Below are 15,876 nucleotides of genomic sequence, written 5' to 3'. Positions count from 1 at the left end.
GGCGCAGGCTCGTTCGGTCAGCGGCCGGTGAAGGCGGCGGCGTTCTCGCGGGTCCACTGTTCGAAGGTGCGGGCTGGGCGGCCGAGGAGGGACTCGGTGGTGTCGGCGATGGCCGCGGGGCCGTGGTCGGCGGCTTCCCACAGGTCGAGCAGCGAGGAGACCATCGGCGCGGGCATGTGGTGGCCCATCTGCTGCTCGGCCTCGGCGCGGGTGATCCGCTCGACAGGGATCTCACGGCCGATGGTGCCCGCGAGGACGGCGAGTTGCTCGCGGAAGGAGAGCGATTCCGAACCGGTCAGGGTGACCCGGCGGCCGGTGAGGGAGTCGCCGGTGAGCGCCTCCACGGCGATGTCGGCGATGTCCTCGGGGTGGATCGGGGCGATCCGCGCGTCCGGGTAGGCGAGTTGGATCGGCATCGCCTTGCCGATGAAGTACGCCCAGCCGAGCGCGTTGCTCGCGAAGGCGTCGGGGCGCAGGAATGTACAGGAGAGGTCCGAGTCGGCGAGCGCACGCTCGACCCGGAGGCTGTGGCTCGCGAGCGGGTCGTTCTCGGCGCCCGGGCCCAGGACCGAGGACGAGGACAACAGGACGACATGCTCGACGCCGGCCGTGCCGGCGGCCTTGATCAGCTCGTCGATGCCGGCGGGCTCGGGATACAGAAAGACCTGGCGAACGCCGCGAAGCGCGGCTTCGAAGGTCTCGGGACGGTCCAAGGCGAGCTCGGCAACCTCGACGCCGGCCGGAACGGTCAGCTCGGCGGGGTTGGCACTGGCGGCGCGCAACGCGTGTCCGGCGGAGTGCAGGCGCTCGATGATCGCGCGACCGACCTTGCCGCGGGCGCCGGTGATGAGGATAGTCATGGAAAAGCCCCGTTCGTTTGCTCTCGGATGATCTGCACGTTCGATGGTCTGAAGGTTGCGGTCTGCACGTCGCTTCGACCGTGCCGACATATGCATGCTGTCATGCATACGTTTTCGCGTCAACACATGTCTTCGGTTGGTCACGTATGTGTACGATGAGGACATGACGAAGCACGAGCCGCGCACAGCCGACGAGCTGCTCGACGCCGTGGGCCCGGCTTTCGGGAAGCTGCGGCGCTCCTCCCTCCTGGACGTCGAAAACCCGATCTCCCAAAAGGACTTGAGCCGCACCCTGGTACTCAACATCGTCCTGGAGGCCGAACAGGACGACGCCCGCGAGGTCACCGTCGGCGCGGTGGCCGACCACCTGAGCGTGGATCCGTCGGTGGCCAGCCGCATGGTCTCCGACTGCATCTCCGCCGGCTACCTGATCCGCGCCGCCTCCCAACAGGACGGCCGCCGCACAGTCCTCCACCTCAGCCCCGACGGCATCGACCTGATGAAGCGCTTCCGCCGCCACCAACGCTCGGCCTACGAATACATCACCGCCGACTGGCCCGCCCAGGAACGCCTCGACTTCGCCCGCCTCATGCTCAAATACGTAACCTCCCAAAACACCCTCCGCCACAACCCCCCAACCCCCAAACCCCACACCTGATCCCACACCGAAGAGCGTGTACGTCGGCTCGGTTGGGCTAGGGTCTCCCGGACGCCGGAAGCTTGGGGGAACGCATGCCGCGAATACCGTGGGACGACCCGATCGCACTTCCGGTGGGCGCCGCCGCCGACCGGTGGCTGACCGTACGGCCCGAGCGGACCGTTCTCGGCGTCATCCACAACGTCACCTCGGCGACGCGCCTGCTCGATCTTCTGCGGCTCTTCGAGGGCGACACCCGCATACAGACGGTCTTCACGTGCACGGGCTCCTCGGCCTTCGAACACGGGATTCCGGAATTCGTTCGCGACCACGGGCTCGTGTGCCTTCCCTGGGCTCAGGCGATTGCCACGAAGTTCGACCTGGCCATCACGACGAGTCGCGGCGGAGATTTGCATCGGATCAATGCGCCGATCATCGGTACGCCGCACGGAATGGGCTACAACAAGATCCTGCGGCAGGAGGCCGGAAGCAGCCCACGGCCGCGCGAAACCGCGAGTCCGGGAAGTTTCGGCCTGACGGCGGAGTGGCTCACGCACGACGGTGCGGTCGTCCCGTCGGCCGTGGTCCTGTCCCACGACGAGCAGTTGTCGCGACTCGCCGAAGGTTGCCCGGAGGCATTGCCCTCGGCCGTTGTCGCCGGTGACCCCTGCCTGGACGAGTTACGGGCCGGCCTGCCGTTTCGCGACGACTATCGGGCCGCCTGGGGGATGCTTCCGGGCCAAAAGCTGGTGGTCGTCTCGTCCACTTGGAGCCGGGAATCGCAGCTCGGGAAATCCCGAGACGTCCTGCGGCACGTGCTGGCGACGCTGCCCCGCGACGAATTCCGCGTCGCGGCGGTGATCCATCCCAACGTCTGGTACGCCCACAGTCCCTGGCAGGTGCGTTCCTGGCTCGCTCCCCTGCAATCCGCCGGGTTGACGCTCGTGCGTCCCGAGGGTGACGGATGGAAGGCCGCGCTGGTGGCGGCCGACGCGCTCATCGGCGATTACGGCTCGGTGACCTTCTACGGCGCCGCTCTCGGACTGCCCACCCTCCTGTCCGGAATTCCCGCCGACGGCACCCTGGCCGAAAGCTCCCCCATCGCCCGACTGCTTCCGCTGCTGCCACGCGTGGACGCGACGCTACCCCTGCCGCGTCAACTCGACGCGGCCGAGCGTCGCCTGCGCACAGATCCGGCCGTCGCCGAGGTCACCGCCAACGCGACCTCCCTACCCGGCGGATCCGCACGCACGCTGCGCACGTTGTTCTACGACCGGCTGGGCCTGAACGAACCGGCGGAACCGGTGGTGGTGCGGCCCGTCGAAGTGCCCGATGCCCGGTCCGTGGTCGAGTCGCGGCGATCACCCGTGGCGCCCGCGTCGATGTCGGCCGTCACCTTCGAGGGGGACGTCGTGGCGTTGCGCCGCTACCCCGCGCACCTTGCCGGCGGAACCGACGCACTCCTGACCGACGCTCATCTCGTGGTCGACGAGGCGGAGCCCGACGACCGCCTCCGACTTCGGGCCGATGTCGTCGTGGGTCGGCCGCCGGCCTCCGCGGGACACCTCGCGGAACTGCTCCGCGCCCACCCGGGGTGCCGGGTCGCCGCGCTCCCGGACGGGGTCCGCGCGTGTGTCGTGGGCACGTCGTCCGGTTGGCGCGCGACCGTGCGCTGGGAATCCGCCGACCCCAGGATGTCGGCCGCGGTCGTCGCCTCCGCCGTCTACGGCCGGTCCGCGGGCGGAGGCGATCCCACAACGCTCTCCGTACGTTTGGGCGACCTTGTCGTACCTCTCGACCTGACCGAAGGGGGCAGCCCGACCGAGGACTTCGGTCCGATCCGACAACGCTGATCGCGACGCGGATCCCGGGTGTGAGTCGGTTCGGCTCGGGGTGGGCGGGGTGGCTAGTCGGGGTGGGTGGGGGTGGGTGGGGTGGTGAAGGAGTGGTGTTCGTGGGTGATGGTCCAGTGGGTGTTCGGCTTGGTGAGGCCGAGGGTCAGGCGTAGGCGGCGGTCGGGGTGGTGTGCGAGGTCGGTGGGGTCGCCGCAGCGGAGTAGGGCGATCGCGAAGGCGACGTCCGTGCCGGCGGTGATCTCCAGCGACTCGATCTCGAAGACGGCGCCGGACGCCTGCCACTCGAAGAAGCCGGGCCAGGTTTCGCGGTACGCCTCGATGCCGCGCACGCCCTGCTCGGGGGGCGGGACGTCGAACATGACGATGTCGGCCGCGTGGTCGGCCGACACGGTGGCCAGGTCGCCGTCGTGCACGGCACCGGCCCAGCGTTCGATGAGATCGCGGATCTGCTGCTCGTCGGTCATGGGTGGGCTCCTCCTCGGCGGCGCCGGCTCCGGGTAGGACTCGCGCGATGGCGAGAACTCATCGCGGCGGTGCGGGCCCGGGCCGAGGGGTGTTCGTGCGGCGCCGGGCGTCCCCGGGCCCGGCGCCGCTTCGTCACGGGTGCTCGACGCCGCGAGCCGGGTCGGCTCCGAGGAGGAATCCCGGGCGTGCGGCGGAGAGTTCGCCGATCGCGTGCGTACAGCGTTCCGTCACGCCCATGCATCGCGGACAGAACATCTCCCGTCGGCGTCGGCCCTCGTCGTCGTGCCCGCGCGGCGGCGTGGCGCCGCCGCTCCGCTTCGTACCCGCACGACCCGTCGCCCGCCTGCCGGCACCCGGCGTGTTCCCGGTCGCTCTCGTCCCGCGCATGTGCACTCCTGTTCGATGAGGTGTAGCGCCGTCGCCCTCACCAGATAAGCCGCCGGCGCCGCGCCGCGCACGCTCGGACCCGGGGCCGGCGCCCCTGAAAGCCCACCCGAACGGGGAAGAACCCGGTGCCGGCCTTGGGGCCGCTCGGGTGAACGCGCCCCTCTCCGGGATGACACCCGGAATACCGCCGCAGGCGACGCCGCCGCAGCGGTCTCCCCTGACACCGCGTCAGCAACCCGGTCCACGCGCCGGGTCCCGGTTCGTCGGCCGGCCGCTCGCGCAGGTCCGCGTACGAGGCCGGCGGGCCTACGCCGCCTTCGTCGCGCGCAGCGAGTAGATCAGCGGAACACGCGGCTGTCCGGCGGGGAAGCGGTAGCGACCGTCGTCGTGTTCCAGGATCGGGAAGCGGGCGAACAGCGAGTAGTCGTGCTCGTGCAGGAACTCCAGGCGCAGCCCGGCGGCGATCAGGGCGCTGACCACGTCGCCGATGCCGTGTTGCCACTCGACCGTCATGTTCGCGGAGGTCTCCGTGTCCGCGTCGGTGTAGGTGCCCGGCTCGTCCCAGACGGTCGGCTCGCGATGGAAGTAGTCCAGTTCGACGGTGCGGCCGTCTTCGGCCAGGACGTCGGTGAACGGGTGGAACTCGGCCAGGTAGAGGAAGCCGCCCGGCGCGACGAGTGCCGCCGCCGTACGGGCCCAGCGGTCGATGTCCGGGAGCCAGCACAGCGCGCCCAGGCCGGTGTAGACGATGTCGAAGGTCGCCCCGTCGAGCGCGGCCTCGGCGTCGTACACGTCGGAGGTGACGAATCGGGCCGTGCTCGCACCGATCCGCGCGGCGATGGCGCCGGCCTCGGCCACGGCCGGTTCGGAGAAGTCCAGGCCGGTGACCGTGGCTCCGCGCCGGGCCCAGGAGAGCGTGTCCAGGCCGATGTGGCACTGGAGGTGGACCAGCGTACGGCCGTCGACGTCGCCCACCTCGGCGAGTTCGAAGTCCCGGAGCGCGTCCTTGCCCGCGACGAAGCCGGGAACGTCGTAGAAGCGGCTGGCACTGTGGATCGGGACCCGCTCGTCCCAATTGGCCCGATTGACGTCCCGCCAGTCGGCCGCGGCCTCGATCTTCGTCATGACCAGCCACGCTAGCCGGCCGCGGCCGCACGGCTCAACCGATATACGGCGGGCCGGCTCGCGCGCACGCCGCCGCGCTCACCCCACCACCGCGCCGCGCCGCGCGTGCGGGATCACCATGGGGGTGCCGGTGATCGGGTCGGGCGCGATGTCGCACGCCAGGCCGAACACGTCGTGGACGCGGGCGGCGGTCAGCACCTCGCCCGGCGGGCCCTCGGCGACGACTCGGCCGGCCTTCATCACCACCAGGTGGGAGGCGAAGCGGGCGGCCTGGTTGAGGTCGTGCAGCACCGCGACGACAGTGCGGCCCTCGGCGTTCAACTCGGCGCACAGTTCCAGGAGCTCGTACTGGTGGGCGATGTCGAGGAACGTGGTCGGCTCGTCCAGCAGGACGATCGGGGTCTCCTGGGCGAGGACCATCGCGATCCAGGCCCGCCGGGCCTGCCCGCCGGACAGGTCGCCCGCCGGGGTGTCCGCGAGGTCGACCAGGCCGGTCCGCTCCAGCGCGAAGGCGATCGCGCGGTCGTCGTCGGGCGACCACTGACGCAGCAGGGTGTGGTGCGGGTGCCGGCCGCGCCGCACCAGGCCGCGCACGCTGATGCCCTCGGGCGCGATCGGGCTCTGCGGCAGCAGCGCGACCCGGCGGGCGAACTCGCGTCCGCGGTGCGCGTGTACGTCCCTCTCGTCGAGGGTGATCGTGCCGCGCACGGGCTTGAGCACTCTGGCGAACGACTTGAGCAGGGTGGATTTGCCGCACCCGTTGGGACCGACGATGACGGTGAGGCCGCCGTGCGGGAGGTCGAGGTCGACGCCTTCGACAACCGGCTTGCGGCCGTACGACAGGGTCACGTCGCGGGCGCTCAGCCCGGCCGGGGCGGGCGCCGGTTGGTCGTTCACAGTCGTCCACTCCTCCATTCGCGGGTCAGCAGGAATCCGAGGTAGGCCCCGCCGAAGGCGAGGGTGTAGATGCCCACCGGCAGCGGCTCGACCCAGGGCAGTTGTTGCGCGGCGAGGTCGGCCACGGTCAGCAGCAGGGCGCCCGTCAGCGTGGACAACACCAGGTGTGGGCCGGTGCCCCGGGTGAGCCGGCGGGCGATCTGCGGCGCGGTCAGCGCGATGAACGCGATCGGACCGGCCACGGTGACCGCGCCCGCGGACAGTACGACGGCCAGTACGACGGCCAGGCTGCGGGCCCGGCCGGGGTTGCCGCCGAGCGCGCGGGCCACCTCGTCGCCCATCTCGCCCAGGTCCAGATGCCGGGACAGGGCCACCGCCGGGCCGGCGACGACGAGCAGGACCAGCCCGATGGTGCCGGCGTCGTCCCAGGACCGGGCCGCGACGCTGCCGTTGACGTACGCGCTCAGCGCGCTCGCCTTGTCGCGTTCGACGACGTAGACGACGTATTGGGTCAGCGCCGTGCCGATCGCGGCGACGCCGATCCCGGCGACGACCAGGCGTCCGGGATCGCGGAACCCGGTGCCGGTGGCCAGGTACACGATGGCCATCGCGCCGATCGCGCCGAGCAGGGCGCCGATCCACACCGGGGTGTCGCCGGGCACCACGAGCGCGAAGATCGCCGCGCCCGCGCCCGCGCCGCTGCTGAGCCCGATCACGTCCGGGCTGGCCAGCGGGTTGCGGGTGGCCGTCTGGAAGAGGGCGCCGGAGAGGCCGAACGCGGCACCCGCGCCCAGGCACACCACCAGGCGCGGCCCGCGCAGCCGGTTGAGCACGAACTTCTCCTTGCCCTCCGCGCCGCCGAACACCGCGGGCAGCAGGTCGCCCGGGGCGATGCCGAGCCGGCCCATGGTCAGCGTGGCGAACGCGGCCGCGACGGTCAGCGTGAGCATGACGATCGCCACGAGCACGGTCGCCCCGCGCACGGGCAGCGCGATCGTGCTCCCGATCCGCAGGTAGCCGCCCGGGCGTCGGGTCCGCGGTGTGGTGCTCATGTGCTCACCCGCATCCGGCGTACCGCGAACAGCAGGGCGGGCGCACCCACGAACGCGGTGACGACGCCCACCATCAACTCCTGGGGGCGCAGCAGGATCCGGCCCACCACGTCGGCGGCCAGCAGCAGGGTCGGACCGAGCAGCGCCGCGAAGCCGATCTGCAGGCGGAAGTCGCCGCCCACGAGGGCTCTGGCGATGTGCGGGACGCCCAGGCCGACGAAGGCGATCGGCCCCACGGCGGCGGTCGCGGCGGCACTGGTGACGGTGGCGGTCACCAGGCCGGCCGCGCGCAGCACGGCGGGATCGGCGCCCAACGAGGTGGCCGATTCCTCGCCCAGGGCGAGCGCGTTCAGGCCGGGCCCGAGCAACAGCGCGACACACACGCCGAGTACGCCGAACGGCAACATCGACCAGAAGACGTCCCAGCCGTGCCCGCCCAGCGCGCCCACGACCCAGTAGCGATAGCTGTCGAAGACCTTTGGCTTGCCGAGCGTGACCGCCTGGATGTACGCGCCGAGCACGGCGGACAGGACCGCGCCGGCCAGCACGAGCCGCACCGGGCCGCCGCCCGCGCCCAGGACGTGCACGAACACGCCGACGAGCAGCGCCCCGGGCAGGGCCCACCACAGGGCCGCCCAGGAGCCGGTGGCACCGGCGAACGCGGTGCCGGTGACGATGCCGGCCGCGGCCCCGGCGTTGATGCCCAGCAGGCCGGGGTCGGCCAGCGGGTTGCGGGTGACGCCCTGCATGAGGGCGCCGGCCACCGCCAGACACACGCCGGCCAGCACGCCGAGCGCGGTGCGCGGGTAGCGGCTCTCCACCACGGTGGTCAGGTACGGGTCGCCGTGCCCGGTCAGTACGTCCACGACGTCGCCGAACGACGTCGTCCTGCTGCCGAACATCACGCTCGCGAAGAGCGCGACGACCAGCAGCACGAGGCATCCGGCGAAGAGAGCGGCGACGCGACCGGCGGGACCGGTGCGCGAGGCACCGGTCCCGGTTCCGGCCGGACGCACGCGCGTGTCGGCGGTCATCCGATTCGTTTCTCGGCCGCGGCTACTTGCCGGCCTTGGCGACCGCCGCGTCGATCTGCGGCAGGTAGCGCTCGATGCTCCACGGCACGGTCAGCGGGTTGATCATCGACGACGCGGTCACGAACGGGTTGTCGTTGCTCGCGACCACCGCGCCGCGCTTGACCGCGGGTATCGAGGCGTACAGCGGCTGGGCCTCGATCTCCTGGCGGGTCTTGGCGTCGGTGTAGAAGGTGAAGACCACGTCGCTGGCGGCCAGCTTGTCGGCGTTCTCCAAGCCGATGAGCGCCGAGTCGGTGCCGTCGGTCTCCGGGAAGGTGTTCACGATCGGGTCGACCTTGAGGCCGAGCGAGGACACCACGGACACGCGCTGTTCCTCGGGCTTGAAGACGCCGAGGGTGCCGGGGCCGGTCGTGTAGATGTAGGAGAACGTGACGTTCTTGTAGTTGGGCCGGGTGGCCGCCGCGTCGGCGAGCTGCTGCTTGATCCTGCCGGTCAGCTCCTGGGCCCTGTCGGGCCGGCCGAGGGCCTTGCTGACGATGTCGATCTGCTGGTCCCAGTTGGTGCTCCACGCCTTGTCCGGGTAGGCGACCGTGGGCGCGATGTCCTTCAGCAGGTCGTACTGCTTCTGCGTGATGCCGGACCAGGGGGCGAGGATGACGTCCGGGTCGAGCGCGGCGATCGCCTCGATGTCCAGTTCCTCACCGCCCTTGAACTGCTTGGGCAGCTTGCCGCCGGCCTTGGTGACCGCGTCGTGCACCCACGGCAGGTAGCCGGACTTGTCGCTGCCCCACTCGTAGCTCTCGATGCCCACCGGCACCTGGCCCAGGGCGATGGCGGTCTCGGTCGATCCCTGGCCCAGGGTCACGATGCGTTCGGGCTTCTTGGTGATCTTCGCATCGCCGAGCGCGCTCTTGATGGTCACCGGGAAGGCCGACGCGGCGGGCGCGCCCGAACCGGCGGGCGCCGGGGTCGCGGCGCCATCGGTGCCGGCCGACTTCTTGTCGTCGTCCTTCGAGCCGCAGGCGCCCAGCGCGAGGGCGAGCACGGCGGCGGCGACCGGCACCGCGAATCGGCGGCGGATCATGCCCTTGGGCAGCGGGGACATCGATGACCTCTTCCTTGCCAACCGAACAGTCGGCGATCAACCCACTACAGTGAGTAGCCGAGCATGGGCGGTGTCGTACAGCCCGAGAATGTCGCGCTTGTTAGGTCAGCCTAAGCTAAACGACCATCGCGCCTCAATGGGCCCCTCCTCGGACACATCGACCTCCGCGAGGGGCGGGGCGGCGATCACTGCGTGTCACCGACACGCAGGCGCGTCACGCGACCCGACTGCCCGCGCCGGCGGATCCCGCACCGGTGGTCGTACCGGGTGCGGGCGCGGGGCTCGGTGTCTCCCGGCGGAAGTGGCTGGGGCGGCCGTCCCGGTAAACCAGGACGCCCGATCGTGCCGCTTCGGCATGGTGGAGCAGGTGCGGGCGGCCGTCGGGGTGGTGCAGGACGGTGGCGTGCCAGGGAGTGGCCCACACGTCGGGGGCGTCCAGGAGGCGGATGCCGAACTTCTCCGCGCCGCGTCGTTGCGGGTGGATGGACAGCCGCAGTGCGTGCGGGTGGTGCTCGGCGACCAGGTCGCTCCAGGCGCGGCTGCGTTGGATGACGCCGTACGCGCGGGCGCGGCAGTCGCGTTGCAGCGCGGAGCGGGTGCCGGGGAAGTCGACGGCGTCCTCGAAGAGGAACCGGGTGATGCCCCGGTACAGGCGCAGGGTGTCCTCGTCGGCGCGCACCTGGGCCCGCAGTTGCGCGATCGTGGGCGCGTGGCGCGCGTGCAGCCAGGCGCGCTTGTCGTCGTGCGAGTCCTCGCCACGCACGTCGCGCAGGTCGAAGACGCTCAGGTGGTGCAGGTCCTCGCGGGCGATGATCGCGCGCAGTTCGTCGGCATAGGCGTCGATGTGCCCGTCGGGCACGTGGATCAGGTCGGCGAAGACGTGGCCGTCGGAGCAGATGACCATCCGCGCACCGGGCGGGTGTACGGCGGCGATCGCCGCGCACAGGCGGTGCAGGAACGCCAGGCTCAGGCGTTCGCCCTCGTCGGGCAACGTGCCCAGGACCTTGGCGGGGTTGGGCGACTTGCACGGGAAGCCGGGCAGGGTGAACACGACGGGTTCGTCGCGCCCGACGAAACGGGCGAGTCGGTCGAGTTGGATGGGGAAGTCCGCGACCGATTCGCCCACCACCCCGCCCGTGTCCGCGGCGCCGGCTCCGGCCTCGGTCGCGGTGCGGCGTTCCTCCTCCGTCGCGCGGCGGTGCGGCAGCAGGAGGTTCAGGATCGCGGCGCAGGTCGCGGACGTGTTCGCGCGGTCCGCGGGATCGTGGGGGTGGGTGGCGTGCATGGGTCGGCTTCTCCACGGGGGCAGGGCGGCAGGACGCCTCGGCGCGGGCGGCGGGCGGTGTGGGGGCGGCACGGGCGGGACGACCCGGGCGGCGGTGGCGGGTTCGGGTGCTCGGGTCAGACGCGTTCGGTGTACGTGACCGGGAGGGAGTCGACACCGCGGGCGAGGACGGCGGGAATCCACGCGATGTCCTCGACCGGTACCGCCGGCGCCAGGCCGGGCAGGCGCGCGAGGAGGGTGCCGAGGGCGACCTGGAGTTCGACCCGGGCCAGGGCGGCGGCCGGGCAGAAGTGCATGCCGTGCCCGAACGCCAGATGCGGGTTGGGGCTGCGGTCGAAGTCGAGGGTGTCGGCGTCCGGGAAACGTGCGGGATCGCGGTTGGCCGCGCACAGCGAGACGATCACCGAGTCGCCGGCGGGCACCGTCGTGCCGTGCAGGTCGTCGTCCGCGCCGAGGAAGCGCCACGTGGTGAGCTCGAACGCGCTGTCGTACCGCAGCAGTTCCTCGACCGCGGCGGGGAGCAGGGTGGGGTCCTCGCGGAGCCGGGCCAGGTGTCGGGGATGGCGCAGCAGGGTCATCAGCGCGGTGCTGATCTGATTGGTGACCGGTTCCTGTCCGGCGACCAGGAGTTGGAAGACCATCGAGTCCAGCTCGTGGTCGGTGAGCTCGCCGGCGGTGTGCGCGGCGACCAGTCGCGCGAGCAGCCCGTCGTCCGGGTTCGCGCGCCGGTCGGCGACCACGTCGGCGATGTAGGCCTGCAGCGCGCGCAACCGGCCCTCGTAGGCATCGCGTCCGGGGTCCTTGGGACCCACCGGCTGGACCACCTTGCACCACTCGCGGCGAAATCCGGCGGCCGACTCGGCCGGGAGACCGATGACTTCGGCCAGCACCAGGAACGGGAAGCGGGCGGCGAAGCACGCGACGACGTCCGCGCCCCGGTCCGCGGGCATGGCGTCGACCAGGATGTCGGCCAGCTCTTGGATGCGCGGTCGCAGCGCGTCGATCCGACGCGGCGCGAACGCGTCGGTGACCAGGCGCCGCATCGCGGTGTGCTTGGGCGGGTCCTGGTGCAGCAAGTGCACCTGCAATTGGGCGTGTTGCGGCTCGGGCATGATCGAGGCCAGCGCCCGCCACCGGTCGTTGCCCAGGTCGTGGTTCTTGCCCAGACGCGGGTCGTTGAGCGTCGCGTGCGCCGCGTCGTATCCGGTGACCAGCCAGGCCCCGACCCCGCTCGGGAAGCGCACCCGATGAACGGGGCCGGCGTCGCGGAGCTTGGTGTACAGGGGGTACGGGTCACGCTTGTACTCGGCCCCGTACAGTTCCACCGGTTCCACGGGTTCGAGGCTGTTCGCGCCGGATTCGGCCTGGGTCACGGGTGTTCGCCTTCCTGACGAGGTCGTGGGGCGGGTCGGGTGCGCGGCGGGTGTGCGGGACGCGGTGGGTGCGGGGTGCGCGCGGGGCGCGGGGGGCGCGGCGGGGGCGGTCAGAGCGTGACGCGCGGGTTGTACTCGTCGAGCCACAGAGCCAGGTCGACGACACGTTCCAGGCGCAGCCGATGGCCCCACGGGAGCCGGTCGGCGGGGGCGTCGAGGCAGGCTTTGATGGCCGTCTCGTCGGCGATGCCGCGTATCTCGCCGCCGCGCGCGTCGAGCGCCTCGCGGGCCAGGTCCTGGAGGCCGCGGTTGTAGTCCGGGTGGTGGGTGGCCGGGTAGTGGTTCTTGGCTCGGCGCAGCACCGAGGGCGGGGCCAGGGTGTCGCCGGCGGCGGCCCGCAGCAGGCTCTTCTCCCGACCGTCGAAGGTGTGCAGCGACCACGGCGCGTTGTAGGCGTATTCGACGAGGCGGTGGTCGCAGTAGGGCACCCGCACCTCCAGTCCCTGGGCCATGCTCAACCGGTCCTTGCGGTGCAGGAGTTGGCGCAGCCAGCGGGTCAGCGACAGGTGCCGCAGTTCGCGCAGCCGATGTTCGCCGGCGTCCTCGTGGTCCGCGTGCGGGACGGCGGCGAGCGCGGCGCGGTAGGTGTCCGCCCGGAACTCGCCGATCCGCAGGGTTCGGGACAGATCCGGGTGCAGCGGCATGGCGGCCTCGTCGCCGGTGACCCGCAACCAGGGGAAGGTGTCGGCGGCGAGCGCGGCCGGATCGTGGAACCACGGGTAGCCACCGAAGACTTCGTCCGCCGCCTCGCCGGAGAGCGCGACGGTGGAGTGCCGACGGATCTCGCCGAACAGCAGGTACAGCGAGGTGTCCATGTCGCCCACGCCGATCGGCGAGTCGCGGCAGGCGACGACCGCACGGCGGTGGTCGAGGTCGAGCAGGGCGAGCGGGTCCAGGACGACGGTGTCGTGGTCGGTGCCGATGAACCGGCCCGCCTCCGCCGCAAACGGGGTGTCGTGCCCGGTGCGCAGCACGTCGGCGGTGAACGAGCGGGCCTGGTCGGTGTAGTCGACCGCGTAGGAGCGAATGCGCGCGTCGGGGCTTTCCCGCAGACGCAGTTCGTCGGCGAGCAGCGCGGTGACGACGGTGGAGTCCAGGCCGCCGGAGAGCAGGCTGCACACCGGCACGTCCGCCTCCAGTTGGCTGCGGCAGGCGTGTTCGACCAGGTCGCGCACCCGCTCGACGGTGCTGTCGCGATCGTCGTGGTGGGGTTGTATCGCCAGTTGCCAGTAGGCACGCTCGCGGATGCCGTCGCGGTCGAGGGTCAACATCGAGCCGGGCGCGATCTCGCGGATCCCGGTCCAGACGGTCGGCCCGGTGTCGAACAGCAGGCCGTAGGCGGCGCGCAGCCCGTCCGCGTCCACGCAAGGGTCGATCTCGGGATGTGCGAACAGCGCCTTGGGCTCGGAGGCGAAGGCGATCCCGCCCTCGACCTTCGCCCAGTACAACGGTTTGACGCCGAGCCGGTCGCGGACCAGTACCAGCCGTGCCCGACGGACGTCCCAGATCGCGAACGCGTACATGCCCTCCAGATGGTCGACGCAGCCCTGGCCCCACTCCCGGTAGGCGCGCAGCACCGTCTCGGTATCGCTGCGCGTGCGGAACTCGTGCCCGGCACACCGGAGTTCCGCGCGCAGTTCGTGATGGTTGTACACCTCGCCGCTGAAGCCGAGGACCACTTCGGGATCGTCGCGCCGGTCGGTCATGGGTTGCCGGCCGCCCGCGATGTCGAGTACGGCCAATCGCCGGTGTCCCAGGGCGGCATGGGCGTCCAGCCACGCACCACCGGCGTCCGGTCCGCGCCGGGCGAGCGTCGCGGTCATCGCGTCGAGGGTCGAGCGCCGTGGCCGCGCGTCGTCCCGGAAGGACACCCAGCCGGTGATACCGCACATACGTGGTCCGTCCTTCGGTCGGGAGACGGGGCGAAGCCGTCACATCGGTTCGGGATGGGACGGGCGGGCCCGTGTTGTCGATCTCGGTCTCGATCTTCGCGGCGATCCGCCCGCACGGGCGGCGACGAGGGAGCCATCGCACCACCGACACGCACACACGTCCGCACACGCATCCGAGTAGTCGGGCGGCGATCGCCTCCGGTTCCGGACTCGGCACCGTTTTCCCGCGCGGCTCGGTCCGGCCCGCGGCGGCGACGGCGCGAAGGCGCACGTCTCGGCGCACCACGGGCGGCCAGGGTCAACGCCGGAGAAAGGCCGCGTCGGACGGATCGGCCGGCGCGGGGCGCGGCGCGGAAGGCGGCTCGGGGCGGTGCGAGGGGCAGCGGGGCGGCGAGGGGCAACCGGGCGACCGGCCCGGTCCGGTCCGCCGGGACGTGCGGTGTCGGAGCGGACCGCTACATTCTTCAGGCTGCCGGAGACTTGCCCCCCAACCAGGTCCGGCGGCGAGACGAACGGTCCGCCGCCCCCAGGCGCACCCCTCGCGGGGCGGCGGACCGTTCAAGCCCGCAGGCTTCGACCGTACGCCGACCGTTCCGGCCCCGAGGCCGCGAGGGCCGCGCCGAATACCGCGGGACGATCCCGTCGCAATCCGACGCGACCCCGGCGCGACCCCGGCGCGACCCCGGCGCGACCCGTCAGCGACCTCGGCGGGAGTTGAGCCGGGCGGCCTGGCGCGTCAGGTGGTCGCGTTCGGCGAGGTTGGACGCCTTGTGGGCCGCCTCGGCGTACAGCCGTGCCGCCGTCGCCGGGTCGCCGTCGCGCTCGTGCAGGTACGCCGCCACCGCGGTGTGCCGAGGCAGCGAGTCCTCCAGCGCCGCGAGCGCCGCCAGGCCCGCGCGCGGTCCGTCCGCCTCGCCGACGGCGACCGCGCGGTTGAGCCGGACCACGGGGCTGTCGGTCAGGCGCACGAGTTCGTCGTACCACTCGAGAATCTGCACCCAGTCGGTCTCCTCGGCGGTGGGCGCGTCGGCGTGCAGCGCCGCGATCGCGGCCTGGGCCTGGAACTCGCCCAGCCGGTCCCGGGCGAGCGCCGCCTGGAGGATCACGACGCCCTCGGCGATCGACGTGGTGTCCCACCGACCGCGGTCCTGCTCGGCGAGCGGCACCAGGCTCCCGTCCGGCGCGGTACGGCCGGCCCGCCGGGCGTGGTGGAGCAGCATCAGGGCGAGCAGCCCGGCGACCTCGGGGTGGTCGATCGCGGCGGCGAGTTGCCGGGTGATCCGGATGGCCTCGGCGGCGAGGTCGACGTCGCCGGAGTAGCCCTCGTTGAAGACCAGGTAGAGCACACGAAGCACGGTAGCGACGTCGCCGGGCCGGTCGAACCGCACGCCGGAGACGGTGCGCTTGGCCCGGCTGATGCGCTGCGCCATGGTCGCCTCGGGCACCAGGTAGGCCTGGGCGATCTGGCGGGTGGTCAGCCCGCCGACCGCGCGCAGCGTGAGCGCGACCGCGGAGGAGGGCGTCAGCGAGGGGTGGGCGCACAGGAAGTAGAGCTGGACGGTGTCGTCCGCCGCGGGCGCGGGCCCGGGTGCCGGCTCCTCGTCGACGCGGTCCTCGCGCCGACGGCGGGCGGCATCCGAGCGGGTGGCGTCCAGGAACTTGCGCCAGGCCACCGTGACCAACCAGCCCTTCGCATCTCGCGGCCGGTCGGCCGGCCAGACGCGGAGTGCCTCGACCAGGGCGTCCTGGACGGCGTCCTCGGCTGCCGCGAAGTCGGCTCCGCGGCGCACGAGGACGGCGAGTACGCCCGGCGTGAGGCTCCGGAGCAGGGCTTCGTCCATCGGTGGG

13 protein-coding genes are annotated in these 15,876 nt (G+C 72.1%); 2 read left to right on the top strand and 11 right to left on the bottom strand.

Going from position 1 to position 15,876, the window contains the following annotated elements:
• Positions 1 to 17 precede the first annotated feature (17 nt).
• A complete protein-coding gene (locus ACIRL2_RS33395) occupies positions 18 to 860 on the bottom strand; it encodes an NAD(P)H-binding protein (RefSeq protein ID WP_402237115.1) in 843 nt (280 codons plus the stop codon).
• A 163-nt stretch (positions 861 to 1,023) separates the two neighbouring features.
• Between ACIRL2_RS33395 and ACIRL2_RS33390 the strand changes: the two genes are divergently transcribed.
• Entirely contained in the window at positions 1,024 to 1,518 is a 495-nt protein-coding gene (locus tag ACIRL2_RS33390; RefSeq protein WP_395865106.1) for a MarR family winged helix-turn-helix transcriptional regulator, read from the top strand.
• Positions 1,519 to 1,592: 74 nt separating this feature from the next.
• Positions 1,593 to 3,350 (top strand): hypothetical protein, encoded by a 1,758-nt coding sequence (locus ACIRL2_RS33385; protein ID WP_402237112.1) that lies wholly within the window; start codon positions 1,593 to 1,595, stop codon positions 3,348 to 3,350.
• A 53-nt stretch (positions 3,351 to 3,403) separates the two neighbouring features.
• Here the strand turns inward: ACIRL2_RS33385 and ACIRL2_RS33380 are convergent, their stop codons facing one another.
• The 10 genes from ACIRL2_RS33380 to ACIRL2_RS33335 form a co-directional block, all read right to left on the bottom strand.
• Complete coding sequence (locus tag ACIRL2_RS33380) at positions 3,404 to 3,817, bottom strand: YybH family protein (protein WP_402237111.1); 414 nt, start codon at positions 3,815 to 3,817, stop codon at positions 3,404 to 3,406.
• Between the two features lie 694 nt (positions 3,818 to 4,511).
• Positions 4,512 to 5,330 carry a class I SAM-dependent methyltransferase gene (locus ACIRL2_RS33375; protein ID WP_395865112.1) on the bottom strand — a complete coding sequence of 273 codons (819 nt, stop codon included), beginning with the start codon at positions 5,328 to 5,330 and terminating at the stop codon, positions 4,512 to 4,514.
• 78 nt (positions 5,331 to 5,408) lie between these two features.
• A complete protein-coding gene (locus tag ACIRL2_RS33370; protein ID WP_402237108.1) occupies positions 5,409 to 6,245 on the bottom strand; it encodes an ABC transporter ATP-binding protein in 837 nt (278 codons plus the stop codon).
• Positions 6,224 to 7,279: a FecCD family ABC transporter permease gene (locus ACIRL2_RS33365; RefSeq protein WP_395865116.1), complete on the bottom strand. Its 1,056-nt coding sequence runs from the start codon at positions 7,277 to 7,279 to the stop codon at positions 6,224 to 6,226. Before ACIRL2_RS33365 ends, ACIRL2_RS33370 begins: the two co-directional genes overlap by 22 nt.
• Positions 7,276 to 8,313 (bottom strand): FecCD family ABC transporter permease, encoded by a 1,038-nt coding sequence (locus tag ACIRL2_RS33360; protein ID WP_402237106.1) that lies wholly within the window; start codon positions 8,311 to 8,313, stop codon positions 7,276 to 7,278. The genes ACIRL2_RS33365 and ACIRL2_RS33360 overlap by 4 nt, the downstream gene beginning before the upstream one ends.
• Positions 8,314 to 8,335: 22 nt before the next feature.
• Positions 8,336 to 9,418, bottom strand: a complete 1,083-nt coding sequence (locus ACIRL2_RS33355; protein WP_395865121.1) for an iron-siderophore ABC transporter substrate-binding protein — start codon at positions 9,416 to 9,418, stop codon at positions 8,336 to 8,338.
• Between the two features lie 214 nt (positions 9,419 to 9,632).
• Complete coding sequence (locus tag ACIRL2_RS33350; protein WP_402237103.1) at positions 9,633 to 10,703, bottom strand: L-tyrosine/L-tryptophan isonitrile synthase family protein; 1,071 nt, start codon at positions 10,701 to 10,703, stop codon at positions 9,633 to 9,635.
• A 116-nt stretch (positions 10,704 to 10,819) separates the two neighbouring features.
• Positions 10,820 to 12,076, bottom strand: a complete 1,257-nt coding sequence (locus ACIRL2_RS33345; protein WP_402237101.1) for a cytochrome P450 — start codon at positions 12,074 to 12,076, stop codon at positions 10,820 to 10,822.
• Between the two features lie 110 nt (positions 12,077 to 12,186).
• Complete coding sequence (asnB, locus tag ACIRL2_RS33340; protein ID WP_402237098.1) at positions 12,187 to 14,028, bottom strand: asparagine synthase (glutamine-hydrolyzing); 1,842 nt, start codon at positions 14,026 to 14,028, stop codon at positions 12,187 to 12,189.
• 695 nt (positions 14,029 to 14,723) lie between these two features.
• Entirely contained in the window at positions 14,724 to 15,869 is a 1,146-nt protein-coding gene (locus ACIRL2_RS33335) for an RNA polymerase sigma factor (protein ID WP_402237226.1), read from the bottom strand.
• Positions 15,870 to 15,876: the final 7 nt, after the last annotated feature.

Origin of the sequence: Embleya sp. NPDC127516 (genome assembly GCF_044765325.1) — a bacterium.
Classification (GTDB): Bacteria; Actinomycetota; Actinomycetes; order Streptomycetales; family Streptomycetaceae; genus Embleya.
This window is presented reverse-complemented; position numbering and strand designations above follow the sequence as displayed.

What these genes read in the sequence shown, in the direction of transcription:
- ACIRL2_RS33395 (WP_402237115.1), bottom strand. Translation starts at nt 860, where the DNA reads ATGACTATCCTCATCACCGGCGCCCGCGGCAAGGTCGGTCGCGCGATC.
- ACIRL2_RS33355 (WP_395865121.1), bottom strand. Translation starts at nt 9,418, where the DNA reads ATGTCCCCGCTGCCCAAGGGCATGATCCGCCGCCGATTCGCGGTGCCG.
- ACIRL2_RS33385 (WP_402237112.1), top strand. Translation starts at nt 1,593, where the DNA reads ATGCCGCGAATACCGTGGGACGACCCGATCGCACTTCCGGTGGGCGCC.
- ACIRL2_RS33375 (WP_395865112.1), bottom strand. Translation starts at nt 5,330, where the DNA reads ATGACGAAGATCGAGGCCGCGGCCGACTGGCGGGACGTCAATCGGGCC.
- ACIRL2_RS33365 (WP_395865116.1), bottom strand. Translation starts at nt 7,279, where the DNA reads ATGAGCACCACACCGCGGACCCGACGCCCGGGCGGCTACCTGCGGATC.
- ACIRL2_RS33380 (WP_402237111.1), bottom strand. Translation starts at nt 3,817, where the DNA reads ATGACCGACGAGCAGCAGATCCGCGATCTCATCGAACGCTGGGCCGGT.
- ACIRL2_RS33360 (WP_402237106.1), bottom strand. Translation starts at nt 8,313, where the DNA reads ATGACCGCCGACACGCGCGTGCGTCCGGCCGGAACCGGGACCGGTGCC.
- ACIRL2_RS33370 (WP_402237108.1), bottom strand. Translation starts at nt 6,245, where the DNA reads ATGGAGGAGTGGACGACTGTGAACGACCAACCGGCGCCCGCCCCGGCC.
- asnB (WP_402237098.1), bottom strand. Translation starts at nt 14,028, where the DNA reads ATGTGCGGTATCACCGGCTGGGTGTCCTTCCGGGACGACGCGCGGCCA.
- ACIRL2_RS33335 (WP_402237226.1), bottom strand. Translation starts at nt 15,869, where the DNA reads ATGGACGAAGCCCTGCTCCGGAGCCTCACGCCGGGCGTACTCGCCGTC.
- ACIRL2_RS33350 (WP_402237103.1), bottom strand. Translation starts at nt 10,703, where the DNA reads ATGCACGCCACCCACCCCCACGATCCCGCGGACCGCGCGAACACGTCC.
- ACIRL2_RS33390 (WP_395865106.1), top strand. Translation starts at nt 1,024, where the DNA reads ATGACGAAGCACGAGCCGCGCACAGCCGACGAGCTGCTCGACGCCGTG.